At 69.0% G+C, this 25,892-nt stretch carries 23 protein-coding genes; 19 read left to right on the top strand and 4 right to left on the bottom strand.

The features are described from left to right. Positions 1-20: 20 nt before the first annotated feature. A complete protein-coding gene (locus VHD82_RS31595; protein WP_325712315.1) occupies positions 21-3,401 on the top strand; it encodes a pyruvate carboxylase in 3,381 nt (1,126 codons plus the stop codon). Between the two features lie 119 nt (positions 3,402-3,520). Continuing rightward, positions 3,521-4,819, top strand: coding sequence for a cyclopropane-fatty-acyl-phospholipid synthase family protein (locus VHD82_RS31590; protein ID WP_325712300.1), 1,299 nt, complete (start codon positions 3,521-3,523; stop codon positions 4,817-4,819). A 39-nt stretch (positions 4,820-4,858) separates the two neighbouring features. Here the strand turns inward: VHD82_RS31590 and VHD82_RS31585 are convergent, their stop codons facing one another. Together VHD82_RS31585 and VHD82_RS31580 are read right to left on the bottom strand one after the other, a co-directional pair. Beyond that, positions 4,859-5,839 carry an LLM class flavin-dependent oxidoreductase gene (locus VHD82_RS31585; protein ID WP_325712313.1) on the bottom strand — a complete coding sequence of 327 codons (981 nt, stop codon included), beginning with the start codon at positions 5,837-5,839 and terminating at the stop codon, positions 4,859-4,861. 61 nt (positions 5,840-5,900) lie between these two features. Then, positions 5,901-8,027 carry a HelD family protein gene (locus VHD82_RS31580; RefSeq protein WP_325712298.1) on the bottom strand — a complete coding sequence of 709 codons (2,127 nt, stop codon included), beginning with the start codon at positions 8,025-8,027 and terminating at the stop codon, positions 5,901-5,903. A 110-nt stretch (positions 8,028-8,137) separates the two neighbouring features. Between VHD82_RS31580 and rsmD the strand changes: the two genes are divergently transcribed. The 9 genes from rsmD (at position 8,138) to VHD82_RS31535 (ending at position 14,158) form a co-directional block, all read left to right on the top strand. Beyond that, complete coding sequence (rsmD, locus tag VHD82_RS31575) at positions 8,138-8,710, top strand: 16S rRNA (guanine(966)-N(2))-methyltransferase RsmD (protein ID WP_325712295.1); 573 nt, start codon at positions 8,138-8,140, stop codon at positions 8,708-8,710. Between the two features lie 21 nt (positions 8,711-8,731). Further along, complete coding sequence (coaD, locus tag VHD82_RS31570; RefSeq protein ID WP_325712293.1) at positions 8,732-9,223, top strand: pantetheine-phosphate adenylyltransferase; 492 nt, start codon at positions 8,732-8,734, stop codon at positions 9,221-9,223. 54 nt (positions 9,224-9,277) lie between these two features. Beyond that, the gene (locus tag VHD82_RS31565) at positions 9,278-9,709 is read left to right on the top strand and encodes a ribonuclease domain-containing protein (RefSeq protein WP_325712291.1); all 432 of its coding nucleotides are present in this window, start codon (positions 9,278-9,280) and stop codon (positions 9,707-9,709) included. 92 nt (positions 9,710-9,801) lie between these two features. Further along, positions 9,802-10,521, top strand: coding sequence for a DivIVA domain-containing protein (locus VHD82_RS31560; RefSeq protein WP_325712289.1), 720 nt, complete (start codon positions 9,802-9,804; stop codon positions 10,519-10,521). 61 nt (positions 10,522-10,582) lie between these two features. Continuing rightward, positions 10,583-11,170 (top strand): YceD family protein, encoded by a 588-nt coding sequence (locus tag VHD82_RS31555; protein WP_325712287.1) that lies wholly within the window; start codon positions 10,583-10,585, stop codon positions 11,168-11,170. A 70-nt stretch (positions 11,171-11,240) separates the two neighbouring features. Next, positions 11,241-11,423, top strand: a complete 183-nt coding sequence (gene rpmF / locus VHD82_RS31550) for a 50S ribosomal protein L32 (RefSeq protein WP_144760909.1) — start codon at positions 11,241-11,243, stop codon at positions 11,421-11,423. A gap of 11 nt (positions 11,424-11,434) precedes the next feature. Further along, complete coding sequence (rnc, locus tag VHD82_RS31545; RefSeq protein WP_325712283.1) at positions 11,435-12,184, top strand: ribonuclease III; 750 nt, start codon at positions 11,435-11,437, stop codon at positions 12,182-12,184. Between the two features lie 68 nt (positions 12,185-12,252). After that, positions 12,253-13,116 (top strand): bifunctional DNA-formamidopyrimidine glycosylase/DNA-(apurinic or apyrimidinic site) lyase, encoded by an 864-nt coding sequence (gene mutM, locus VHD82_RS31540; protein WP_325712281.1) that lies wholly within the window; start codon positions 12,253-12,255, stop codon positions 13,114-13,116. Positions 13,117-13,168: 52 nt separating this feature from the next. Continuing rightward, the gene (locus tag VHD82_RS31535; protein ID WP_325712279.1) at positions 13,169-14,158 is read left to right on the top strand and encodes an alpha/beta hydrolase; all 990 of its coding nucleotides are present in this window, start codon (positions 13,169-13,171) and stop codon (positions 14,156-14,158) included. Here the strand turns inward: VHD82_RS31535 and VHD82_RS31530 are convergent. Both VHD82_RS31530 and asnB read right to left on the bottom strand, forming a co-directional pair. Further along, on the bottom strand, positions 14,155-14,676 hold the full coding sequence (locus tag VHD82_RS31530; RefSeq protein ID WP_325712277.1) for a general stress protein: 522 nt from the start codon (positions 14,674-14,676) through the stop codon (positions 14,155-14,157). The genes VHD82_RS31535 and VHD82_RS31530 overlap by 4 nt on opposite strands. A gap of 92 nt (positions 14,677-14,768) precedes the next feature. Beyond that, positions 14,769-16,607 (bottom strand): asparagine synthase (glutamine-hydrolyzing), encoded by a 1,839-nt coding sequence (gene asnB, locus VHD82_RS31525; RefSeq protein ID WP_325712275.1) that lies wholly within the window; start codon positions 16,605-16,607, stop codon positions 14,769-14,771. Positions 16,608-17,028: 421 nt separating this feature from the next. Between asnB and kdpF the strand changes: the two genes are divergently transcribed. The 8 genes from kdpF (at position 17,029) to VHD82_RS31485 (ending at position 25,758) form a co-directional block, all read left to right on the top strand. Then, entirely contained in the window at positions 17,029-17,130 is a 102-nt protein-coding gene (gene kdpF / locus VHD82_RS31520; protein ID WP_325712273.1) for a K(+)-transporting ATPase subunit F, read from the top strand. After that, positions 17,131-18,777, top strand: a complete 1,647-nt coding sequence (gene kdpA, locus VHD82_RS31515; RefSeq protein WP_325712271.1) for a potassium-transporting ATPase subunit KdpA — start codon at positions 17,131-17,133, stop codon at positions 18,775-18,777. Between the two features lie 85 nt (positions 18,778-18,862). Further along, positions 18,863-20,902 (top strand): potassium-transporting ATPase subunit KdpB, encoded by a 2,040-nt coding sequence (kdpB, locus tag VHD82_RS31510; protein ID WP_325712269.1) that lies wholly within the window; start codon positions 18,863-18,865, stop codon positions 20,900-20,902. A 4-nt stretch (positions 20,903-20,906) separates the two neighbouring features. Beyond that, complete coding sequence (locus tag VHD82_RS31505; protein ID WP_325712268.1) at positions 20,907-21,491, top strand: potassium-transporting ATPase subunit C; 585 nt, start codon at positions 20,907-20,909, stop codon at positions 21,489-21,491. A gap of 4 nt (positions 21,492-21,495) precedes the next feature. Continuing rightward, positions 21,496-24,024 carry a sensor histidine kinase KdpD gene (locus VHD82_RS31500; RefSeq protein WP_325712266.1) on the top strand — a complete coding sequence of 843 codons (2,529 nt, stop codon included), beginning with the start codon at positions 21,496-21,498 and terminating at the stop codon, positions 24,022-24,024. Continuing rightward, the gene (locus tag VHD82_RS31495) at positions 24,021-24,710 is read left to right on the top strand and encodes a response regulator (RefSeq protein WP_325712265.1); all 690 of its coding nucleotides are present in this window, start codon (positions 24,021-24,023) and stop codon (positions 24,708-24,710) included. Before VHD82_RS31500 ends, VHD82_RS31495 begins: the two co-directional genes overlap by 4 nt. Positions 24,711-24,716: 6 nt before the next feature. Continuing rightward, positions 24,717-25,292, top strand: a complete 576-nt coding sequence (locus VHD82_RS31490) for a hypothetical protein (protein WP_325712263.1) — start codon at positions 24,717-24,719, stop codon at positions 25,290-25,292. A gap of 178 nt (positions 25,293-25,470) precedes the next feature. Further along, entirely contained in the window at positions 25,471-25,758 is a 288-nt protein-coding gene (locus VHD82_RS31485; RefSeq protein ID WP_325712262.1) for an acylphosphatase, read from the top strand. The last annotated feature ends 134 nt before the right edge of the window (positions 25,759-25,892 follow it).

Here is a 25,892-nt window from a genome sequence, read left to right as displayed (position 1 = left end):
TGACGAAGGCTGAGCAGACGGTGGGCAAGTTCACGAAGGTCCTGGTCGCGAACCGCGGTGAGATCGCGATCCGGGCGTTTCGTGCGGCGCTGGAGATGGGTGTGGACACGGTCGCGGTGTTCCCGCATGAGGATCGCAATTCGTCGCACCGGGCCAAGGCGGACGAGTCGTACCAGATCGGTGAGGTGGGGCACCCCGTCCGGGCGTACCTGTCGGTGGACGAGATCATCCGGGCCGCTCGCAAGGCCGGCGCGGACGCGATCTACCCCGGTTACGGCTTCCTGTCGGAGAACCCGGAGCTGGCCTCGGCCTGCGCGGCGGCCGGCATCACCTTCGTCGGTCCGCCGACCGAGGTGCTGGAGCTGACCGGCAACAAGGCCCGCGCCGGCGCGGCGGCGCGCGAGGCCGGTGTGGCGGTCCTGCGTTCGAGCGAGCCGGGCACCGATGTCGACGCGCTGGTCGCCGCCGCCGACGAGATCGGCTTCCCGATCTTCGTCAAGGCCGTCGCCGGTGGTGGCGGGCGCGGCATGCGCCGCGTCGCGGAGCCGGGAGACCTGCGGGACGCGATCGAGGCGGCGATGCGCGAGGCCGAGTCGGCCTTCGGCGACGCGACGGTGTTCCTGGAGCAGGCCGTGGTCAACCCGCGGCACATCGAGGTGCAGATCCTCGCCGACGGCCAGGGCGACGTGGTGCACCTCTACGAGCGCGACTGCTCGGTGCAGCGGCGCCACCAGAAGGTCATCGAGATCGCCCCGGCGCCGAACCTCGACCCGGAGCTCCGGGACCGGATCTGCGCCGACGCGGTCGCGTTCGCCCGCCACATCGGCTACGTCAACGCGGGCACCGTCGAGTTCCTGCTCGACGAGCGCGGCAACCACGTCTTCATCGAGATGAACCCGCGCATCCAGGTCGAGCACACGGTGACCGAGGAGGTCACCGACGTCGACCTGGTGCAGTCGCAGATGCGCATCGCGGCGGGGGAGACGCTCGCGGATCTCGGGCTGTCGCAGGACAAGATCTACCTGCGCGGCGCCGCGATGCAGTGCCGGATCACCACCGAGGACCCGGCCAACGGGTTCCGCCCGGACACCGGAATGATCAGCGCTTACCGCTCACCCGGCGGCTCCGGCATCCGGCTCGACGGCGGAACAGCCTTCGCGGGCACGGAAATCAGCGCGCACTTCGACTCGATGCTCGTCAAGCTCACCTGCCGGGGCCGGGACTTCAAGACCGCGGTGGGCCGCGCCCGTCGTGCCCTCGCCGAGTTCCGCATCCGTGGCGTGGCCACGAACATCCCGTTCCTGCAAGCGGTTCTGGACGACGAGGACTTCCGCAACGGCCGCGTCACCACCTCCTTCATCGAGGAGCGCCCGTACCTGCTGACCGCGCGGCACTCCGCCGACCGCGGCACCCGGTTGCTGACCTACCTCGCCGACGTCACCGTCAACAAGCCCAACGGCGACCGGCCGCGGCTGATCGACCCGACGAGCAAGCTGCCGGAGCTGCCCGCCACCGAACCGCCCGCCGGTTCCAAGCAGAAACTGACCCAGCTCGGCCCGGAGGGTTTCGCCCGCTGGATGCGGGAATCGAAGACCGTCGGTGTCACAGACACCACCTTCCGCGACGCGCACCAGTCGCTGCTGGCCACGCGCGTGCGCACGAAGGACCTGCTCGCGGTCGCGCCGGTCGTGGCGCACATGACGCCGGAGCTGCTGTCGCTGGAGTGCTGGGGTGGCGCCACCTACGACGTCGCGTTGCGCTTTCTGGCCGAGGATCCGTGGGAGCGGCTCGCCCAGCTTCGTGAAGCGGTGCCGAACATCTGTCTGCAGATGTTGCTGCGTGGCCGGAACACCGTCGGCTACACGCCTTACCCGGCAGAGGTGACCAACGCCTTCGTCGAAGAGGCCACCAGGACCGGGATCGACATCTTCCGCATCTTCGACGCGCTCAACGACGTGGAGCAGATGCGCCCCGCGATCGAAGCGGTGCGGGAAACCGGATCGGCGGTCGCCGAGGTCGCGCTCTGCTACACCTCGGACCTCTCGGACCCGGCCGAGAAACTGTACACATTGGACTACTACCTGAAGCTGGCCGAGCAGATCGTCGGCGCGGGCGCGCACGTGCTGGCGATCAAGGACATGGCCGGGCTGCTGCGCGCGCCGGCCGCGGCGAAGCTGGTTTCCGCGCTGCGCAAGGAATTCGACCTGCCGGTGCACATCCACACACACGACACCGCAGGCGGCCAGCTGGCCACGTACCTCGCGGCGATCAACGCGGGCGCGGACGCGGTGGACGGCGCCGTCGCGTCGATGGCGGGCACCACGTCGCAGCCTTCGCTGTCGGCGATCGTGGCGGCCACCGACCATTCGGAACGGCCGACGGGCTTGTCCTTGCGGGCAATCGGCGACCTGGAGCCGTACTGGGAGATCGTGCGCAAGATCTACGCACCGTTCGAAGCGGGGCTCGCCTCGCCGACCGGCCGCGTGTACGACCATGAGATCCCCGGTGGCCAGCTGTCCAACCTGCGCACGCAGGCGCGGGCGCTCGGCCTCGGCGACAGGTTCGAGGACATCGAGGCGATGTACGCCGCCGCGGACCGCATCCTCGGCCACCTCGTCAAGGTCACGCCTTCGTCCAAAGTGGTCGGTGACCTCGCGCTGCACCTCGTCGGTGCCGGGGTCGAGCCGGAGAAGTTCGAGGCGGAGCCGAACCGCTTCGACATCCCGGACTCGGTGATCGGCTTCCTGCGCGGTGAACTGGGCGATCCGCCCGGTGGCTGGCCGGAGCCCTTCCGCAGCAAGGCATTGGAAGGCCGCGCGGAGCCGAAGCCGGAGACGCAACTGTCCGAGGAGGACCGCGCGGGTCTGGCGGAGAACCGCCGCGAGACGCTCAACCGGCTGCTGTTCCCCGCGCCGACGAAGGAGTTCGAGGCGCACCGGGAGGCGTACGGCGACACGAGCGTGCTGCCCAGCAAGGACTTCTTCTACGGGCTGCGGCCGGGCGAGGAGTACCAGGTCGATCTCGAACCGGGGGTGCGCCTGCTCATCGAGCTGGAGGCGATCGGCGAGGCCGACGAGCGCGGTATGCGCACGGTGATGTCCACCCTGAACGGACAGCTGCGGCCGATCCAGGTGCGGGACCGTTCGGTGGCCTCGGACCTGCCGGCGGCGGAAAAGGCCGAAAAGTCGAACCCGAAGCACGTCGCCGCCCCGTTCGCCGGGGTGGTCACCCTTTCGGTGACCGAGGGCGACGAGGTGGCCGAGGGCGCGACCGTCGCCACGATCGAGGCGATGAAGATGGAGGCCTCGATCACCGCGTCCGGCTCGGGCAAGGTGGCCAGGCTGGCGATCAACTCGGTGCAGCAGGTGGAGGGCGGCGACCTCCTGATCGTCCTCGAGTAGCAGAAGTCCGGTGGAATTTCCCACAGTTTGTCCTGTGGGAAATTCCACGGGCCGTGAACCGGGCAGTTCGGGCGAATCGCCAGTACAACAGGCGACGTGAAGTCCGCATAAGTGCTTGAATGAAGTACGTGGTTACCTCGCATAACGCGGCGAGTGCCGTACACGCTCTGGTGCGTGTGGTGCTCGGCAGCGAACTTCCGCTCCAAATCCGGTGCTGGGACGGAAGCGAGGCGGGCCCGCCCGACGCGCCGGTCCGGCTCGTCCTGCGGCGCCGCCGGGCGCTGCGGCGATTGCTGTGGGCGCCCAACGAACTCGGCCTCGCCCGGGCGTTCGTCTCCGGTGATCTCGACGTCGAAACCGACTTCTTCGACAGCCTGTCCCAGCTCCAGCGGATCATCGGCGCCGAGTCCGGCCCGCTGGACGTGGCAGGCTCGACCAAATGGGACGTGATCAAGTCCGGGTTCCGCCTCGGCGCGATCGGCCTGCCGCCGAAGCCGCCCGCCGAGGAGATCCGGCTCGGTGGCCCGTTGCACTCACTGCGCCGGGATTCGGCCGCGATCAGCCATCACTACGACGTGGGCAACGACTTCTATTCGCTCGTGCTCGGTCCGACCATGACGTACTCGTGCGCGGTCTGGGACGACAACGCGAAGACGCTGGAAGACGCGCAGATCGCGAAGGTCGACCTGGTCGCGCGGAAGCTCGGCCTGAAGCCGGGGAGCCGGGTGCTCGACGTCGGCTGCGGCTGGGGCACGTTCGTCACACACGCGGCTCGCGAGTACGGCGCCCGTGCCGTCGGTGTCACGCTTTCCCAGGCGCAGGCCGATTTCGCCCGCAAGCGGGTGGCCGAGGAGGGCTTGTCGGACCTCGTCGAGATCCGCGTGCAGGACTACCGCGAGGTGCGTGACGGGCCGTTCGACGCGATCGCCAGCATCGGGATGGCCGAGCACGTCGGGCTCACCCAGCTGCCGACCTACACCTCCGCGCTGTACAAGCTGCTGAGGCCAGAGGGACGACTGCTCAACCACGCCATCTCGCGCAAGGCCGGTGTCAAGGGCAGGACGGGAGAGCGCACGTCGTTCATCAACCGCTACGTCTTCCCCGACGGCGAGCTGGAAACGCTGTCCACGATGACGACAGCGATCGAGAACGCGGGCTTCGAGGTGCGTGACGTCGAGGCGCTGCGCGAGCACTACGCCCTGACGCTGCGCGCGTGGGTCGCGAACCTGGAAGCGAACTGGGCGGAAGCGGTCCGTCTGACGAGCGAAGGCCGGGCGCGGGTGTGGCGGCTGTACATGGCCGCTTCGGCGCTGACCTTCGAGAGCGGTCACATCGGGGTGAACCAGGTGATGGCCGTGAAGACGGGCGACAGCGGCCAGTCGGGCCTGCCCCGGACTCGGAAAGCCTGGCTCTCCTAGCCGATTTCCGGCGCGGGCGACCGCCCGCGCCGGAAATGCCTACTTCGCCAGTTCCTTCACCAGTTCGTACGAGTGCACCCGGTCGGCCTGGCCGTGCACCATCGTCGTCACCATGATCTCGTCCGCGCCGGTGTCGGAGATCAGCTGGTCCAGGCCCTTCCGCACGGTCTCCGGCGAGCCGATGATGTTGCTGCCGAAGCGTTCCTGCAGGAACTGCCGGTCGAGATCGGTGTACGGGTACTCCGCCGCTTCCTCCGGTGTCGGCAGCGGGATCGGGCGGCCGCGGCGCAGCGACAGGAAAGTCAGGCCACTCGGGCCCGCGAGGTACTGCGCGCGCTCGTCGGTGTCGGCCGCGATCACGGCCGCGCCGAGCATCAGGTACGGCTCCCGCAGCGTTTCGGACGGACGGAAAGACTCCCGGTACAGCCGCGCGGCGGGCAGGGTGTTCTGCGCGCTGAAATGGTGGGCGAAGGCGAACGGCAGGCCGAGCGCGCCGGCGAGCTGGGCGCTGAACCCGCTCGAACCCAGCAGCCAGAACGGCGGCTTGTTGCCCACCGCGGGCACGGCGTTCACCAGCCGGGCGGGGTCTTCCTCGAAGTACGAGATCAGCTCGCTCAGCTGCTGCGGGAAGTCCTCGGCGTTCAGCGCGGCCATCGAACCCCGCACGGCGAGCGCGGTCCGCTGGTCGGTGCCGGGGGCGCGGCCGATGCCGAGATCGATGCGGCCGGGGTGGAACGCCTCCAGCATGCCGAACTGCTCGGCCACGATCAGCGGCGCGTGGTTGGGCAGCATGATCCCGCCGGAACCGACGCGGATCGTCTTCGTCGCCTGTGCCACGTGCCCGATCAGCACCGCCGTCGCCGAGCTCGCGATGCCCGGCATGTTGTGGTGTTCGGCCACCCAGAACCGGTGGTAGCCAAGCCGTTCGGTCTGCTGGGCGAGGTCGATCGTGTTACGCAGCGCCGTACCCGCGTCGCCGTCGCTGGGGATCGGCGAGAGGTCGAGCACGGACAGCTGCACATCGGATACGGAGGAGGAGGTCACCTCCGGAACAACGCCTGCGTCCCGCAAACCCTTCCCGCTACAGCCATTCCCGGTCCGAGGCCACAACCGTGAGCTGCTGGGTGGCCCGGGTCAGCGCGACGTAGAGCACGCGACGGCCGGTGGTCGACTCGGTGATCAACTCCGTCGGCTCCACCAGCACCACGGCGTCGTACTCCAGGCCCTTGGAGTCCAGGCTGCCCACGACCTTGAGCCGCTCGTCGGCCCGGCCCTGCAGCCAGGCCTGCACCTGGAGCACCCGGTCCATCGCACAGATCACGCCGACGGTCCCCTCGACCGCGTCCATCAGCTCCTTCGCCGCGGCCTGCACCGTGCTTTCGACGCTCGCCCGCTCCACGATCCGCACATCGGGCTCCAGCCCCGTGGTGCGGACGGCCTTGGGCAGCTCGTCCTCCGCGGCGTGCCCGGCGACCACGCGCGCCGCCAGGTCGAAGATCTCCGAGGAGTTCCGGTAGTTGGTGCGCAGGGTGTACCGCCGCCGCGGGGTGCGGGCGCCGAACGCCTGGTCACGGGCCTGTGCGGCCTCCGGCGGGTCCGGCCACGAACTCTGCACCGGGTCGCCGACCACGGTCCAGCTCGCGTACTTGCCGCGCCGCCCGATCATCCGCCACTGCATGGGCGAGAGGTCCTGCGACTCGTCGACCACGATGTGCGAGTACTCGTCGTAGTGCTCGGGCCGGTGCGGCCCATGGGTTCCGTCGGAGCCGCGAGCCGGGGGAGCGGCGTCCAGTTCGAGCTGCTGCGCGCGGCGGCGGCGCTTCGGCGGCGGGCCGACGAGCACTCGCAACTCGTCCAGCAGCGCCACGTCCGCGACCGACCACTCCTGCTCGCGGTCGGTGTACGCCGACGCGAGCAGATCGATCTCGTCCCGGTTCAGCACGCCCTTGGCCGCCCTGGTGAGTCGCGCGGGATCGCCGAGCCAGCGCAGGATTTCGCCCGGGTAGAGCACCGGCCACCACACGACGAGGAACCGGTGGAACTCGATCCGCTCGCCGAGATCCGTGATCAGCTCCGCGCGGTCGACACTGCGGCCGTCCGCGCTCGCGTGCTCTTCTGCCTTGTCCGCCAACGCTTCCAGCAGCGTCTCGGCCGCGCGGATGCGCGACCGGTTGGGCGGCCCGCCGTGCCCGTGGACCTTGCGGCGGACCTTGTCCAGCTCCTTGCGCTGCAGCTTGAGGACCTCGCCGCGGTAGACGATGCGCATCTCGTCCGGCACCCCCGGCGGGGTGTCACGCATCGCGCGGGTGAGCACGCGGCGCATCCGCAGCGAACCCTTGATCGCGGCCAGCCGCGCCGCGTCCTGCCTCGTCGCGGTCACGCCGTCGAGCACCTCGCCCAGCGCGCGCAGTTCGACGTTCGTCTCACCCATCGACGGCAGCACCCGCGAGATGTAGCTGGTGAACACGCCGGACGGGCCGAGCACGAACACGCCCGCGCCGCCGAGCTGGCGGCGGTAGCGGTAAAGCAGGTACGCGGCGCGGTGCAGGGCGACGGCCGTCTTGCCGGTGCCGGGCCCGCCGGTGATCTCGGTGACCCCGCGCCACGGCGCCCGGATCACCTCGTCCTGCTCGCGCTGGATGGTGGCGACGATGTCGCGCATCTTCTCGCCGCGCGAGCGCCCCAGCGCCGCCATCAGCGCGCCTTCGCCGACCACCTGCATGTCGTCCGGGACGGCGTCGGCGATCAGCACGTCGTCGTCCACGTCGAGCACGTTCTGCCCGGAGCAGCGGATGACGCGGCGGCGCACCACGTCCATCGGCTCCTCGGCGGTGGCCTGGTAGAAGGCGGCGGCCGCCGGCGCGCGCCAGTCGGTGACCAGGTTGTCGAACTCGGCGTCGCGGATGCCGAGCCTGCCGACGTAGATCTTTTCGCCGCCGGTCTGGTCGAGCCTGCCGAACACCAGGCCCTCGTACTCGGCGTCCAGCGTCTGCAGGGTCTGGTTGGCGTGGAAGACCATCATGTCCCGCTCGAAGAGCATGGACGCCTGCTCGAACACCGCTTCGCGCTGCGCGCCGTGCCCGATCTCGTAACCCTTCGCGCGCATGGCTTCGGCTTGGGTCCGGAGTTCGGCGAGGCGGGCGTATACGCGGTCGACGTGACCTTGCTCGATGGCGATCTCGGCCCGTCTGACCCGAGGTTCCGACACGCAGTGCTCCTACAGCCAACTTGCCCGCAACAGGAAGAACGACTCTACGCGTGCCGCCGGAACCGTTCACCAAGTCCCGGACACTAATCGGTGGCTGACAAGATGGCCCGGTGACCAGGATCGTGGCCGGGAAGGCGGGCGGGCGGCGGCTCAAAGTGCCACCGCAGGGGACAAGGCCGACGTCCGAACGAGTCCGGGAAGCCCTGTTCAACGCGCTGGAAGCGGCCGGCGAGCTGCGTGACGCGCGAGTTCTCGACCTCTACGCCGGCTCCGGTGCCCTCGGCCTGGAGGCTCTTTCGCGGGGCGCGGCGGACGCGATGTTCGTCGAATCGGATCGCCGGGCGGTGGCTGTGCTGCGCGGAAATGTGGCGGAACTCGCGCTGGGCGGCACGGTCCGGCCCGGCCAGGTGGACACGATATTGGCCCAGCCGGCGGACAAACCGTTCGGCCTGGTGCTCGCCGATCCACCGTACGCAGTGGACTCCGCGCGCCTCGGCGTGATGCTCGCGGCGCTGGCCGCGGGCGGCTGGCTGGTGCCCGGCGGGCTGGTGATCATCGAGCGCGCGCGGCGCGACGGAGAGCCGGACTGGCCCGCCGGATTCGAGCCGCTGCGCGCGATGCGGCACGGGGACACCGCACTGTACTGGGCGGAGTACGTCACTTCACCGGGCCAGAGTGCGTGAATGCCCGGTAACGTCCGCGTCATGCGGCGAGCGGTCTGTCCCGGTTCCTATGACCCAGCGACCAACGGACATCTGGACATCATCGAGCGTGTCTCGACCTTGTTCGACGAAGTCGTGGTCGCGGTGCTGATCAACAAGAGCAAGAAGGGCCTGTTCTCCATCGAGGAGCGGATGGAGATGCTGGTCGAGACCACGGCGCACCTGCCGAACGTGCGGGTGGACTCGTGGCACGGGCTGCTCGTCGACTACTGCAGACAGCACGAGATCGCGGCCATCACCAAGGGCCTGCGCTCGGTCAGCGACTTCGACTACGAGTTGCAGATGGCGCAGATGAACCGCGAGCTCTCCGGCGTGGAGACGCTGCTGATGTCGAACAACCCCACGTACGGGTTCGTCTCCAGCTCGCTGGTCAAGGAGATCGCGACTTACGGCGGGGACGTGAAGAACCTGGTCCCGGGCGTGGTATTCGAGCGGCTGATGGCCAGGGTGGGCGAGCGTAACTCGAACGGCTGACGTCGTTCGTCGGGACTTCTCCTGGTGATCACATTTTCGGGTTACGGTCCGAAAATGACTAACGGTCTCCGTCGAGTGGCCGGTGCGCTGCTCGCTCTTCTGGTCACCCTCCTCACCGGATTCGGCGTCGCCGCGCCTGCCCAGGCTTCGGCGGCCATCGCGCCTTCCGTTGCCGCGCAAGCGGATTGCGGCGACACCTCGAGCTACACAGTCGTCGCGCTGAGCTCCCTGCCCGCGCAGGCGACCGACACCTACAACCTCATCCAGCAAGGCGGGCCATACCCGTACGACCAGGACGGCACCGTTTTCCAGAACCGCGAGGGCCTGCTGCCGGCCTGTTCGACGGGGTACTACCACGAGTACACGGTGGTCACTCCGGGTAGCAGCACGCGGGGCACCCGGCGGATCATCACCGGGGAGGGTGGCGAGTACTTCTACACCGGTGACCACTACGAGAGCTTCCAGCTCATCGACGTGAACTCGTAACACGCCGGGACCAGTGCTCATCCATGGCTCTTCCTCCGTTTAGCGGCAGACTGGAGTCCGTACGTGGGGAAAGGGCCACCGGAGGAGTCGCTGTGTACCGGGTGTTCGAGGCTCTAGACGAGCTCGTGACGATCGTGGAAGAGGCACGCGGGGTGCCGATGACTTCCAGCTGCGTGGTGCCGCGCGGCGACATGCTCGAGCTTCTCGACGATGTCCGCGACGCGCTCCCGCGCGAGGTGGACGACGCGCAGGACGTGCTCGACAAGCGTGACGAAGTGTTGGAGAAGGCCCGCGCCGAGGCACACACCACGGTCACGCAGGCCAATGAAGAGGCCGATGCCACCCTGGCCCACGCCAACGACGAGGCGCAGCGCCTGCTGTCCGACGCGCAGGCGCGCGCCAAGCAGATCATGGCCGACGCGCACGCCGAGGCCGAGCGCATGATCAACGCCGGGCAGGCCGAGTACCAGAACCTCGTCGAGCGGTCCCGGTCCGAATCGGAGCGGATGATCCAGGCCGGGCGCGAGGGCTACGACCGGGCCATCGAGGACGCCCGGCACGAGCAGGCCCGGCTGGTCTCGCAGACCGAGGTGGTCCAGGCCGCGCACGCCGAATCGGCCCGGATCGTCGACGAGGCGCACGCCGAGGCCGACCAGCAGCGCACGGAATGCGACGCGTACGTCGACGGCAAGCTCGCCGAGTTCTCCGAGCTGCTGTCCACCACGCTGCGCACGGTCGACTCGGGCCGCAACCACCTCCGGGCGCCCTCGGGGCTCGGCCAGCGCACCCCGTTATACGACTTCCAACCCTGAACCACCGACCCGGTACGCTGGTGAGGTTGCCCATCTCATCGATGATCCGAGTGCACTCACCATGTCTGAAGACAAGACCTTCCTCGACACGCGCAACCCCTGGGTGGTCGACACCCGGGAACTGGGGCGCCGCGCGGGCCTGAGCCGTACCGTCCAGCGCGACGCGCCGGTCGGCACCGCGCTCGGCGTGCCCGGTGTGATCGTCGTGCCCGAGGGCACCGAAATCGAGCTGGACCTGCTGCTGGAGTCCGTTGTGGAGGGGGTGCTGGTCACCGGCACCGCCGTGGCGCAGCTGGAAGGACAGTGCTCCCGCTGCCTCGACCCGATCGAGGACGAGGTCGAAATCGAGCTCACCGAGCTGTTCGCGTACCCGCATTCGACCACCGAGGCCACCACCGAGGAGGACGAGGTCAGCCGCCTCGTCGACGACCGGCTCGACCTGGAGCCGGTGGTCCGCGACGCGCTCGTGCTGGCGCTGCCGCAGGTGCCGCTGTGCACCGAGGACTGCCGCGGGCTGTGCCCGGAATGCGGTGGGAAGTGGGCCGATCTCGAGCCCGGGCACGGGCATGAGAAGATAGACCCTCGGTGGGCCGCGCTGGTCGAGCGTTTCGACGATTCGCCGGCGAGCGGCCCGGACCAACAGGCTTGACGGGCAGCAGCCCGAAAGCAAGCAAGCAGGCTCGCGTCAGCGAGTGGAACTTTGACGAGGAGATGTAGTCGTGGCCGTCCCGAAGCGGAAGATGTCGCGAGCCAACACGCGCACCCGCCGGTCGTCGTGGAAAGCGGCCCCGGTGCAGCTGGTGCCGTGCTCGAACCGCGCCTGCCGTCAGCCGAAGCCGCAGCACGTGGCTTGCCCGACCTGCGGCCAGTACGACGGTCGACAGGTCGTAGAGCCCGCCTGAGGTTGACCGATATGGGGGGTAAGTCGAAGCCGGGAGGGCCGGCTGCCGACCCAACACCATTACTCGAAGCGCTCGGTGTCTCGATGGACGACGAGCTGCTGACTCTTGCGCTGACCCACCGGTCCTACGCGTACGAGAACGGCGGCTTGCCGCCGAACGAGCGCCTGGAGTTCCTCGGCGACGCGGTGCTGGGCCTGGTGGTCACCGATCACCTGTACCGGACGCATCCCGACCTGCCGGAAGGGCAGCTGGCGAAGCTGCGGGCGAGCGTGGTCAACATGCACGCGCTCGCCGGTGTCGCCCGCGATCTCGGTCCGGGCGGGCTGGGCGCGCATCTGTTGCTGGGCAAGGGCGAAGAGCTCACCGGCGGCCGGGACAAGGCGAGCATCCTCGCCGACGGTCTCGAGGCGATCATCGGTGCGGTCTTCCTCGCGCACGGGATAGACGCGGGGCGGGATCTGGTGCACCGGCTGTTCGACGGGCTGCTGGCCGAGGCTCCGCTGCGCGGCGCCGGGCTGGACTGGAAGACGAGCCTGCAGGAGCTGACGGCGTCCTCCGGGCTCGGCGTGCCCGAGTACAAAGTCGAGGACACCGGTCCGGACCACCGCAAGGAGTTCAGCGCCATGGTGCTGATCAGCGGCCGGGATCTCGGGCATGGTGAGGGCACCACGAAGAAGGAAGCCGAGCAGAAGGCGGCCGAGACGGCGTGGCGCTCGTTGTCCGAGGAGCTCAAGCCCGAGGACAACGGCAAAGCCGAATAGCCCGAAATGCTTGCACACCCCGGCGCCGGTGCGCCGGGGTGTTTTTCTGTGCGCAGTAAGGTGGTCGTGTGCCGGAACTTCCCGAGGTCGAGGTTGTGCGCGCCGGGTTGCAGGCGCATGTCGCGGGGCGGGTGATCACGCGCGTCGAGGTGTTGCACCCCCGCGCGATCCGCCGGCACACGCTGGGGCCCGAGGACTTCACGGGCAGGCTGGCCGGTGCGCGGGTGGAGGCGGCCCGCCGGCGCGGAAAGTACCTGTGGCTCGAACTTTCCGACAAGGAAGCGATCCTGGCACACCTCGGGATGAGCGGGCAGATGCGCGTCCAGCCCGAGGGCGCGCCCGACGAGAAGCATCTCCGGGTGCGGGTCCGGTTCGAGGACGGCGGGCCCGAGCTGAGGTTTGTCGATCAGCGCACGTTCGGCGGGCTCGCGATGGCCGATCTCGTCGAGTCCGACGGAACGCTCCTGCCCAGCACGATCGCGCACATCGGCCGTGACCCGATGGATCCGGCCTTCGATCCGGCTCGCGCCGTGCGCGTGCTGCGGTCGCGGCGCACCGAAGTGAAACGCGCACTGCTGGACCAGACGCTGGTCTCCGGTGTCGGCAACATCTACGCCGACGAAGCGCTCTGGCGCGCGAAGCTGCATTGGTCCCGTCCCACTGAGAAGCTCACCAACGCGCAGGGCACCACGTTGCTCGAAGCCGCCACCGAGGTGATGAACGAGGCGCTCCAGGCGGGCGGCACGTCGTTCGATGCCTTGTACGTCAACGTAAACGGCCAGTCCGGCTACTTCGATCGTTCGCTGAACGTGTACGGCCAGGGGGACAGGCCGTGTGGCCGCTGCGGGACGGCGATCCGCCGCGAGCCCTTCATGAACCGCTCCTCGTACTTCTGCCCGCGCTGCCAGCCGAGGCCGCGTGCCCCGCGCTGATCCGTTCGCCGCACGCAACACGCCGGTAACGCCCGGGTGCTGAGCTGGGGTGGTGCGTACCCAGGACACCGCGTTGACGGGGATCGGGCCGGACACGTTCGACCTGCGTTCCCGGATGATCCACGGCTACCGCCGCGCGTACCGGATGGCGGGCAGCGGTCCCGTGCTCCTGTTCATCCACGGGATCGGGGACGATTCCTCGACCTGGCTGGACGTGCTGGCTTCGCTCACCGGCGAGTACACCGTTCTCGCGCCGGACCTGCTGGGCCACGGTGGTTCGGACAAGCCGCGCGCCGATTACTCGGTCGCCGCCTACGCCTGCGGGATGCGCGATCTCCTTGCCACACTGGACATCGACCGCGTGACGGTGGTCGGGCACTCGCTGGGCGGCGGGGTCGCGATGCAGTTCGCGTACCAGTTCCCGGAGCGCTGCGAACGGCTCGTCCTGGTCAGCAGCGGTGGCATCGGCCTCGGCGTGCATCCCTTGCTGCGCCTTGCCGCCGCGCCCGGTGCCGATCTGATGCTGCCGTTGCTGGGCACCCCGCCGATGCGGGCGACGCTGCGGAGGTTCGGCAGCCTGCTCGCCGCGACGGGCGGACTCGGCCTGGGCGACGATCTCGATTACGTGGTGCGCAAGTACGTACGGCTGGCGGAATCGCCCAGCAGGCAAGCGTTCCTGCGGACACTGCGGGCCGTGGTGGACTGGCGCGGGCAGGTGGTGAACATGCTCGACCGCAGCTACCTGACCGAGGGTATTCCGACGATGCTCGTCTGGGGCACGCGTGATCACGTCGTGCCGAGCGCGCACGCGGCTGTCGCGCACGCCGCGATGCCGGGCAGCAGACTGGAGATCTTCGAAGGCGCCGGGCATTTCCCGCACCACACGTCACCGCAGCGGTTTTTGGCTGTACTGCGGGATTTCCTGACGCACACCCAGCCCGCGCGGTACGACGTGGGCCGCTGGCGCCGGCTGCTCCGGACAGGCCGAGGGCCCCGGGCCGCGGGTGCGGCCGGGGCCCTCGGGGTGTCCAGTGGGACCTAGCTGTTCAAAGCCGCGCGCGCGGCGAGGTTGGCCAGGAGCTCCCGGCCACGTTCGGCGTTGCGCGGCTGGCTGAGCACGTCATAACGGCGCGCCACCAGTTGGCTGTGCGAGATGTAGTCCCGCTTGCCGCGCGTTGCGGCGTACCCCGCGGCCGCGAGCGCGACGTTGAACACCAGGCCGCCGACGAGCCCGATCAGGATCGGCAGGACTCCGGCGCCGGCCACGAAGAGGCTCAGCAGGATGCCCAGCATCAACCCCAGCCAGAGACCCGACATGGCGGCGTTGCTCAGGACTTTCTTCCAACTGAGCTTGCCCGCCACCCGCTCGACGAGCATCGGCTCGACCCCGACGATCGTCACGTCGGTGACCGGGAAATCGCTCCCGGCCAGGTGATCGACGGCCTTCTGTGCCTCCTGGTACGACGCGTACGAGCCGATGGGCCAGCCGGTGGGCAGCGTCGGCAGCTGCGGGTTGGCGGGCGCCTTGCTGAACGCGGTCTGCGTGAAAGCTGTGGTCATCTCTCTCACCTCTCTACCCCGACCAACGCATACCCGCGCCCCGTTGTGCCTTATGCCGGATTTTCACAGCTGATTTTCAGGTGTGGTCCTCGTCACCCGAGCTGGATCTCCGGCCGGTAGATGTCGAACCAGTGGTAGAGGTCCAGCGCGCGGTCGAGGCCGCCCCGCATGACGGTGGGCATGGTCGCCGGGTCCTGGTCGATGGCCGTGGTCAGCCAGTTGCGGTCCACCAGGTTGAACACCGGGTTGTCCCGCTCGGCGAGCACCTCCTTGGCCTGCTGCTGCAGCGCGGCGGCGTAACCGGGGTCCTGAGTGGACGGATACGGGCTCTTCACCCGGTCCGTCACCGACTGCGGCAGCACGTGCTTGGTCGCGTGCCGCAGGAGGCTCTTTTCCCTGCCGTCAAAGGTTTTCAGCGACCACGGCGTGTTGTAGACGTACTCGACGAGCCGGTGGTCGCAGAACGGCACGCGGACCTCCAGCCCGACCGCCATCGACGCCCGGTCCTTGCGGTCCAGCAGCGCCCGCACCATGCGGGTCAGGTGGAGGTTGCAGATCGTGCGCATCTGCCGTTCGAAGTCGCTCGCACCGTCGAGATGCTCCACCTTCGCCACGGCCGTGCGGTACTGGTCGGCGGTGTAGTCCTCGATCGCGAGCTGTTCGCGGATGTCCGGGCGCAGCATGTTGCCGCGCTCCTGGATCCCGGTGTTGTACGCCAGCCACGGGAAGTTCTTGGCGTTGCGCGCGTTCTCGTCGTGGAACCAGCGGTAGCCGCCGAACACCTCGTCCGCGGACTCACCGGACAGCGCCACCGTCGATTCCTTACGGATCGCGGTGAACAGCAACAGCAGCGAAGCGTCCATATCGCCCATGCCGGCCGGGATGTCGCGGGCCGTGATCACCTTGCGCCGCACCGCCGGGTCGGTCAGCGCGTCCGGGTCGAGCACGATGTCCTGGTGCGCGGAGCCGACGAGCTTGGCGACGTCGCGGATGTACGGCGAGTCCGGGGTGTCCCGCATTTCGTCGGGCCGGAAGTTCTCCTCTTGGCCGAGGAAGTCGACCGAGAACGTGCGCAGCTGCTCACCCTGCTCGGCCAGCCGAGCGGCGGCCAGCCCGGTGATGGCGCTGGAGTCCAGCCCGCCGGAGAGCAGCACGCAGCGCGGCACGTCGGCGACCAGCTGCCGGTGCACGATGTCGGTCATCAGCTCGCGGACCCGCGCGACCGTGGTCTCCTGGTCGTCGGTGTGCTCGACGGCGTCGAGCTTCCAGTAGGTGTGCTCGTGGATGCCGTCCGCGTCGACGCGCACGATGGTGCCCGGCTCGACCTCGTACATGTCCTTCCACAGCGACCAGCCCGGGGTCTTCGAGAAGGCGAACAGTTCGCGGAAGCCGTCTGCGTCGACCACCTTGCGTGCCAAGGGATTCGCGAGGATGGCCTTGGGTTCGGAGCCGAAGAGGACGCCGTCGCGGGTGGGGTGGTAGTAGAAGGGCTTGATGCCCATCCGGTCGCGGATCATGACGAGCTTTTCGTCGCGGGCGTCCCAGATGGCGAAGGCGTACATGCCGTTGAGGTGTTCGGCGACGGCCTCGCCCCACTCGAGGTAGCCGTGCAGGACCACTTCGGTGTCGCTGTCGGTGGTGAAGCTGTGGCCGAGTTTTTCCAGTTCGGCACGCAGTTCGCTGAAGTTGTAGGCCTCGCCGCTGTAGACCATCGCGATCTCACCGCCCGCGGTGCGGATCGACATGGGCTGCCGGCCGCCGGGCAGGTCGATGATGGCCAGCCTGCGGTGGCCGAGCGCGGCGTGCGGGGCGATCCAGGTGCCCGAGTCGTCCGGGCCGCGGCAGGCCATCGTCTCCGTCATCTCGTCCAGGGTCTGCCGCCTGCCGGTGAGATCGGAGTGGAACGAAACCCAGCCCGTGATACCGCACATGCCATAGCCTCCCGATTGCTTAGCAAATACAACTATGCGTAACACAGTGGTAACACAGCTGTAGCGGGAGTGTCTGCCCGTTATGAGCGTTGAGTCCGCATGTAACGCTGAGTGTGGCCTGTATCACCGGCCGTTAAAACCACGTCAATGCGCGGTCCCGCCACGTCAAGAGGTCGTCAGTGCTGGTCATCCCATCGGTGCCGCGGCCGCACAGTGTCACCGGAGCGGTCACCAGTAGGGGTGACCCGCTGAGAGAGGTGCGAAGTGGCTGACTTGCTGTACGCCGTGCTGCTGATCGCCGTGTTCGGCGTACTGGCACTCACCTTGCGTGGGCTGGAGAAACTGTGAACGAGCTTGCGAGTGAACCATTCAACACCGCTCGGCCCGGTCACGGGCCTGCCGAGCGGAGCGAGGCGAGCGCGTGACCGGCGCAGGGGTCGTGGCCAACGTCGTCGGTGGCGTGCTGGCACTCGGATTGATCGTCTATCTGTTCGTCGCGCTGATCAGGCCGGAGAAGTTCTAGATGAGTGACCTCGCCGCCGGCCTGGTACAGGCCGGCATCCTGCTCGCCGCGCTCGCGCTGGCCTGGAAACCGCTCGGCGACTACATGGCCAGGGTGTTCACCGGCGAAAAGCACCTTGCGCTCGAACGCGGGATGTACCGGCTCTTCCGCGTGAAACCGGATTCCGAACAGCGCTGGCCGGTTTACGCCATGGGCGTGCTCGGCTTCTCGTTCGTCTCGGTCGTGTTGCTGTATCTGTTGCAGCGCCTGCAATCCGTGCTTCCGCTGAGCTTCGGCCGCGGCTCGGTCAACCCCGCCACCGCCTTCAACACCGCGGTCAGCTTCGTCACCAACACGAACTGGCAGTCCTATGTGCCGGAACAGGTTCTCGGCGACACGGTGCAGATGGCCGGGCTGACGGTGCAGAACTTCCTCTCCGCCGGGGTCGGTCTCGCGGTCGCGATCGCGCTGATCCGGGGGTTCCGGCGGCGGCAGACCGACCGGCTCGGCAACTTCTGGGTCGACCTGACCCGTGGCACCGTGCGGATCCTGCTGCCGATGGCGGCGATCTTCGCGCTCGTGCTGATCGCGCTCGGCGTCACGCAGAGCCTCAAGTCCGGAGTGGACACCGCGAGCGGCAACGTGGCGCTGGCGCCGGCCGCGAGCCAGGAGGCGATCAAGGAGCTCGGCACCAACGGCGGCGGCATCTTCAACGCCAACTCCGCGCATCCCTTCGAGAACCCCAACGCCTGGACCGATCTCCTCGAGATCTTCCTGCTCCTGGTGATCCCGGTTTCGCTGACCCGCACCTTCGGCACCCTCATCGGCAACCGCAAGCAGGGTTACGTGCTGGTTTCGGTGATGGGCGGGATCTGGGCGGCGCTGCTGGCCGTGACCTGGTGGGCCGAGACGCACCCGAACGGCCCCGCCGCGTTGCTGGCGGGTGCGAACCTCGAAGGCAAGGAACAGCGGTTCGGGCTCTCGGCTTCGTCGCTGTTCGCCACGAGCACCACCGGCACGTCCACGGGCGCGGTGAACTCGATGCACGACAGTTTCACCGGCCTCGGCGGCGGCGCGCCACTGCTGAACATCCTGCTCGGCGAGGTGGCGCCCGGCGGTGTCGGGACCGGGCTCTACGGGATCCTCGTGGTGGCGATCATCGCGATGTTCCTCGCCGGGCTGATGGTCGGCCGCACCCCGGAGTACCTGGGCAAGAAGCTCGGCAGGCGTGAAGTCACCGCCGCGGCGATCTCGATACTGGCGATGCCGGCACTGGTGCTGCTGGGCACCGGAGCCGCGTTGCTGATGCCCAGCACGGCTTCCGCGCTGGGCAACGGCGGTGCGCACGGGCTGTCCGAAGTGCTCTACGCCTACGCGTCCACCGCCAACAACAACGGCAGCGCGTTCGCCGGGATCACGGTCACCGGCAACTGGTTCCAGTCCACGCTCGGCGTGGCGATGCTGCTCGGCAGGTTCATCCCGATCCTGGCGACGCTGTGCCTTGCCGGATCGCTGGCACAGCAGAAGAAGGTGCCCGAGACCGCGGGCACCCTGCCGACCACCGGGCCGATGTTCGGCTCCCTGCTGGCCGGCACCATCGTCCTCGTCGCGGCGCTGACGTTCATCCCGGCGCTCGCGCTGGGCCCGATCGCGGAGGCACTGGCATGAGCGAGCTTGCGAGCGAATCATCGGGCGCCGTGCTGCCCGATGCAATGACACAGCCGCGGCTTGCCGCGTCCGAAGAGGAGGGCGCATGACCATCACCGAAGAAAAACCCGTGGCCACGGGGGAACCGGCGCGCGTCGGCGCCGGCGCGTTCAACGTCGCGCAGCTGTGGAAGTCGGTGCCCGACGCGCTGCGCAAGCTCAACCCGAAGCACCAGCTGCACAACCCCGTCATGTTCGTGGTGTGGGTCGGTTCCGTGCTCACCACCGTGTTCGCGATCGCCCAGCCGGGCGTGTTCACCATCGGCATCGCACTGTGGCTGTGGTTCACCGTCGTGTTCGCGAACCTGGCCGAAGCGGTAGCCGAGGGTCGCGGCAAGGCGCAGGCGGAATCCTTGCGCCGCACCAAGAAGGAGACGATCGCGCGTCGGCTCGCCGACGGTGGTGAAGTGCAGGTGCCCGGCGTCGAGCTGCGCGTCGGCGACCTCGTGGTCGTCGAGGCCGGGGAACTGATCCCCGGTGACGGCGACGTGGTCGAGGGCATCGCGACGGTGGACGAATCGGCCATCACCGGTGAGTCCGCGCCCGTGATCCGGGAGTCCGGCGGCGACCGGTCCGCGGTCACCGGCGGTACCACGGTACTGTCCGACCGGATCGTCGTGCGGATCACCACCAAACCCGGTGAGTCCTTTGTGGACCGCATGATCGCCTTGGTGGAAGGCGCTTCCCGGCAGAAGACGCCCAACGAGATCGCGTTGACGATCCTGCTCTCCACGCTGACGATCATCTTCCTGCTCGCGGTCGTCGCGCTGCAGCCGATGGCGCGGTACTCCGGCAACGAGCAGTCGGTGATCGTGCTGACCGCGCTGCTGGTCTGCCTGATCCCGACGACGATCGGCGCGCTGCTGTCCGCGATCGGCATCGCGGGCATGGACCGGCTGGTGCAGCGCAACGTACTCGCCACGTCCGGCCGCGCGGTGGAAGCCGCCGGCGACGTGTCGACCCTGTTGCTGGACAAGACCGGCACCATCACCTTCGGCAACCGCAAGGCCACCGAGCTGATCACGGTCGGATCGTCCACTCCGGACGAACTCGCCCGCGCCGCGCGGCTGGCCAGCCTCGCCGACGAAACCCCCGAAGGGCGCAGCATCGTCGAGCTGACCGAATCCGCCGCGGGACAGGACGAGCACGGCGAGTTCGTGCCTTTCACCGCGCAGACCCGGATGAGCGGCATCGACATCGGCGACCGGCAGATCCGCAAGGGCGCCGCCAGCGCGGTGCGCGCGTGGGTGCGAAGCAACGGCGGCCGGTTCCCGGACGAGACCGAGCGCGTGGTCGACGAGATCAGCGCGCAGGGCGGCACGCCGCTGGTGGTCGCGGAGAACACCGTGGTGCACGGCGTGATCCGGCTGTCGGACGTGGTCAAGCCCGGGATGCGCGAGCGGTTCGCCGAGCTGCGCACGATGGGCATCCGGACGGTGATGATCACCGGCGACAACCCGCTGACCGCCAAGGCGATCGCGGCCGACGCCGGGGTGGACGACTACCTCGCCGAGGCCAAACCTGAGGACAAGATGGCCCTGATCCACAAGGAACAGGAGGGCGGGCGGCTCGTCGCGATGACCGGCGACGGCACCAACGACGCTCCCGCGCTGGCCGCCTCGGACGTCGGCGTCGCGATGAACACCGGCACCTCGGCCGCCAAGGAGGCCGGGAACATGGTGGACCTGGACTCCAACCCCACCAAGCTGATCGAGATCGTGGAGATCGGCAAGCAGCTGCTGATCACCCGCGGCGCGCTGACCACCTTCAGCGTGGCCAACGACCTCGCGAAGTACTTCGCGATCCTGCCCGCGATGTTCGTGGCCATCTATCCGCAGCTGGGCGGGCTCAACATCATGCACCTGCACTCGCCGCAGTCGGCGATCCTGTCGGCGGTGATCTTCAACGCGCTGATCATCGTCGCGCTGATCCCGCTGGCGCTGCGCGGGGTGCGGTACCGGCCGTCGAGCGCTTCGGCGCTGCTGCGGCGAAATCTGCTGATCTACGGCGTCGGCGGGATCGTCACGCCGTTCCTCGGCATCTGGCTGGTGGACCTGGTGGTCCGCCTCATTCCGGGAATCGGGTGAACTGGTGTTCAAGACGCTACTCAAGCAGACCTCGGCCGGGCTGCGGGTGCTGCTGGTGTTCACGGTGCTGCTCGGCGTGATCTACCCGCTCGGGGTCTGGGCCGTGTCCCGGATCCCCGGCCTGCAGTCCAACGCCGAGGGTTCGGTGGTCACCGTGGACGGGCAGGCGGTGGGTTCGTCGCTGATCGGGATCGACCCGGTGGCCGCCGATCCCGCGCACGACCCGTACTTCCACACCCGGCCGTCGGCGGCGAGCCTGCCCGCGTCCGGTGGTTCCAACAAGAGCGGGTTCAACCCCGATCTGGTCGCCACGATCCAGGAACGCAAGGCCGCGATCGCGCAGCGCGAAGGCGTCGCACCGGACGCCGTGCCCGCCGACGCGGTCACCGCCTCGGCTTCCGGTCTCGATCCGACGATCAGCGTCGCCTACGCCGATTTGCAGGCCGCGCGTGTCGCCCGCAACAGCGGGGTGGCCGAGAGCGTGGTCAGGCAGCTCATCGAGCAGCACACCACGGGGTACGGCATCGGGATCCCCGGGGTGAACGTGCTGGAGCTGAACCTCGCGGTCGCCGCGGCGGGGGCACACTGAACCCGTGGACGAAGTGCAGGACAGACCGCGCCGCGGAGAGCTCCGCATCTACCTCGGCGCGGCTCCTGGCGTTGGCAAGACCTTCGCCATGCTCGGTGAAGCATGGCGCCGCAAGGAGCGCGGCACCGACGTGGTGGTCGGCCTGGTCGAAACGCACGGCCGCAAGAAGACGGCGGACCTGGTGACCGGGCTGGAGGTGGTGCCGCGCCGCGAGGGCACCCACCGTGGGCGCGAGTTCACCGAGATGGACGTGGACGCGATCCTCGCCCGCCGGCCCGAAGTGGCCGTGGTGGACGAGCTGGCGCACACCAACATTCCCGGTTCCCGCAACGAAAAGCGCTGGCAGGACGTGCAGGAGCTGATCGAGGCCGGCATCGACGTGCTGTCCACGGTGAACGTGCAGCACCTGCAGAGCCTCAACGACGTGGTCGAGAAGATCACCGGTGTGCCGCAACAGGAAACGGTGCCGGACGAGATCGTGCGCAAGGCCGAGCAGGTGGAGCTGATCGACATCACCCCGGAGGCGCTGCGGCGCCGGCTCGCGCACGGCAACGTCTACCCAGCCGAACGGATCGACGCCGCGCTGGGCAACTACTTCCGGCCGGGGAACCTCACCGCGCTGCGCGAGCTGGCGCTGCTGTGGGTGGCCGACCAGGTGGACGTCGCGTTGCAGCGATACCGCGCGCAGCAACGGATCACCGACACCTGGGAGACGCGCGAGCGGGTCGTCGTGTCCATCACCGGCGGGCCCGAGAGCGAGACGCTCATCCAGCGCGCCAGCCGTATCGCCGCGCGGGCCGGAGCCGAGCTGCTGGTGTTGCATGTGCTGCGCGGCGACGGGCTGTCCGGGCTGGGGCCCGCCGAACTCGGCCGGTACCGCAAGCTCACGGAGTCTGTCGGTGCCACCTTCCACACGGTGGTCGGCGACGACGTGCCGACGGCGCTGCTGGATTTCGCCCGCGGGGTCAACGCGACCCAGCTGGTGCTCGGCACCTCCCGGCGCTCGCGGCTGGCGCGGTTGTTCGACCAGGGCATCGGCGCGTCGGTCGTGCAGCAGTCCGGCACCATCGACGTGCACATGGTCACGCACGCCGAGGCCAGCGGCAGGCTGCACGCCTGGCTGGAACGGCACAGTCCGTTGAAACCCTCGCGGCTGCTGGTCGGCTGGGTGCTGTCGGTCCTCTTGCCGGCGCTGGCCACGCTGATCGGCGTGTGGCTGCGGCACCAGCTGGACTTCTCCACCGACGTGGTCACGTACTTCCTGGCGACCGTGATCGTCGCGCTGGTCGGCGGGCTCGGTCCGGCGATACTCGCGGCGGCGTTGTCGGCGGGGCTGCTCAATTTCTTCTTCACCGAGCCGCTGTACACGCTGACTGTGCACGCGCAGAGCAACGTGATCACGCTGGTCGCGATGGTGCTCGTGGGCGGGCTGGTGGCGTTGGTCGTGGATTCCGCCGCGCGTCGCGCGAAGCAGGCCGCGGAGGCACGCACGGAGGCGTCGCTGCTGGCGTCGTACGCGCGGACGGTGCTGACGAACACCGCGCCGCTGCCGCGTCTGCTGGAGAAGGTGCGGGAGAACTTCGGGCTGGAATCGGTGAGCCTGCTGGAAAAGCAGGACGGCGTGTGGCAGCGGGTGGAGGAGTGCGGGCCGGATCCGTGCGGCGAACCCGATCAGGCCGACGTCGACATCCCGGTGACCGCCGACGTGCACCTGACCCTGCGCGGCCGGGCGCTGCCGGCGACGGACCGGCGGGTGCTGGAGGCCGCGGCGGGGCAGGCCTTGCTCGCGTTGCGGCAGCAACGGATGGCGGCCGCGACGGCCCGCGCGGAGCGAAAGGCGGAGGCCACCGAACTGCGCACGGCGCTGTTGTCCGCGCTCGGCCACGACCTGCGCACACCCTTGACGTCGATCAAGGCCGCGATCGGCAGCCTGCGGGCGCACGACATCGAGCTTTCACCGGAGGACACCGAGGAACTCCTTGCCACGGCTGAGGAATCCACCGACCGGCTGACCGGACTGGTGGACAACCTGCTGGACTCGTCGCGCCTGGCGACCGGCGCGGTGCGCACCCGGCTGCGCCCGGTCGGGTACGACGAGGTGGTCGCCACCGCACTGTCCAATGTGGATGGATCGAAGTCGGTGGTGGTGGACGTGAGCGAGCACCTGCCCGCGGTGGTGGCCGACGCGGGCCTGCTGGAGCGCGTGGTGGCGAACGTGCTCGACAACGCGTTGCGGCACGGCAAGGGTGCGGAACCGGTGTCGGTGCGGGCGAGTGCCTATGCCGACTACGGCGAGTTGCGTGTTGTGGACCACGGCCGCGGGCTGAAGAAGGGCACGGCGGAGTCGGCTTTCGCGCCGTTCCAGCGGCTCGGGGATCGGGCGGCGGTGGCGGGGATCGGGCTGGGCCTGTCCGTGGCCAAGGGGTTCACCGAAGCGATGGGTGGCACGATCAGAGCGGAGGACACGCCTGGTGGTGGGCTGACGATCGTCATTTCGCTGCCGGTGTGGAAGAACGAGGAGCGGGTGCGATGACGAACGCGACCGTGCTCGTGGTCGACGACGAACCGCAGATCGTGCGCGCGCTGCGGATCAACCTGTCGGCGCGCGGGTACAAGGTGGTGACGGCGCACGACGGCGCGGCCGCGCTGCGGGCGGTGGCCGACACAAAACCGGATGTCGTGGTGCTCGACCTCGGGCTGCCGGACATGGACGGCAACGAGGTGATCGCCGGCCTGCGCGGCTGGACCACGGTGCCGATCATCGTGCTGTCGGCGCGCGGCGACTCGCTGGACAAGGTGCACGCGCTCGACGCCGGCGCGGACGACTACGTCACCAAGCCCTTCGGCATGGACGAGCTGCTGGCCCGCCTGCGCGCCGCCGTGCGCAGGTCCGCGGTGTCCACTTCGGACGACCTGGATGCCATGGTGCGCACCGATTCCTTCACCCTCGACCTGGTGGCGAAGAAGGCACAGGCGGACGGGCGCGAGGTCCACCTGACGAAGACGGAATGGGCCGTGCTGGAGCTGCTGGTGCGCAACCGCGGCCGGCTGGTGTCGCAGAAGCAGCTGCTGCGCGAGGTGTGGGGCCCGACGTACGAGAACGAGACGCACTACCTGCGGGTGTATCTGGCGCAGCTGCGGAGAAAGCTCGAAAAAGAACCATCCCGGCCTCGGCATCTGCTGACCGAGCCCGGGATGGGTTACCGTTTCGAGGGTTAAGTCGGGTTGGTCGAACCGCCACTGGACGTCGTGCCACCGGTGGAGCTGTCGCTCGGCGCGGTCGTCGGTTCCGTGGTCGGGGTGGAGGAATCCGGCGGCGTCGTCGTCGACTTGCTGGTCGGCGGCGGCGGCGTAGTCGTCTTGCTGGTCGGCGGCGTGGTGGTGTCGCTGCGGCCGGTCGTGGTCGAGGTGCCCGGAGTCGTGATAACGGTGCTGCCGGGCGGGATCGGGCTGCCCGGCGGGAGCGTCACGGGCGCTGCCGACGAACCGGCGGGCGGCAGGATCGTCACGGTCGGCCGACCGTCCGGCCCGACACTGACCACCGCGGTCGGCGAGGTCGAGTCCGGCAGCGCGGCGTCGCTGATCGTGCCCGGCACGGCGCTGCCCGGGATGAGCTGCGGCCCCGCGGGGTTGCTGTTGCCGCCGCTGGCACTGTCCGCGGCGGAAGGCGAAGGCGATGCGAGCTCGGCGATCCCGCCGAACGCGGTGGCGAGGACGACGCCGCTCGCCGCGAGCAGGACGTATCCGCTGCGCTTCACGCGTGACGCCGGATCGCGCGGCGGTGACACCTCGGTGCGTTGACCCGAACGTGACCCCAAATGGGCCATTGTGGCTCCTTGCTGAGGAATTTCGGCCGGTGCTGCCCGGGAGTGTTAGCCCGGACGGTGGACCCGACGGGCACCTTAGCACCGTCCGCTAACGGTCTGCGAGCGGGACGGCGCCCAGGGTTAACTGTGCGGAGTCGGGCCGGTGGGGCAGCATGTGGGCCGTGAGCGAGGACGTACGACTGACAGCCTGGGTGAGCGGACGCGTGCAGGGTGTCGGTTTCCGCTGGTGGACTCGGTGCCGCGCCCTGGAGCTGGGCCTGGTCGGCAGCGCGGGCAACCTGCGCGACGGCCGGGTCGAGGTTGTGGCGGAAGGGCCCAAAGATCACTGTGAGCAGTTGTTGTCTCTTTTAAGGTCAACTTCGTCACCTGGATGGGTGGATCAGGTGGTCGAACGCTGGTCCGAAGCCCTCGGCGGCCTCGACGGCTTCGAAGAGCGCTGAGCACCGGAGCAAACGTACCTTGCTCCGGTGCTCGTGGGGTTGCTGAGGCTTCTGTGACAGGAGAGTCGGGCGGCACGCCGGGCCGGGGTGAGCGTCCCGCGATCGCCCGGGGCGCCTCGGTAGACTCGGCCGAT

Source organism: Amycolatopsis sp. (genome assembly GCF_035546795.1).
GTDB lineage: Bacteria > Actinomycetota > Actinomycetes > Mycobacteriales > Pseudonocardiaceae > Amycolatopsis_E.
The sequence above is the reverse complement of the archived record's forward strand: the minus strand, read 5'-3'. Positions and strand labels throughout refer to the sequence as shown.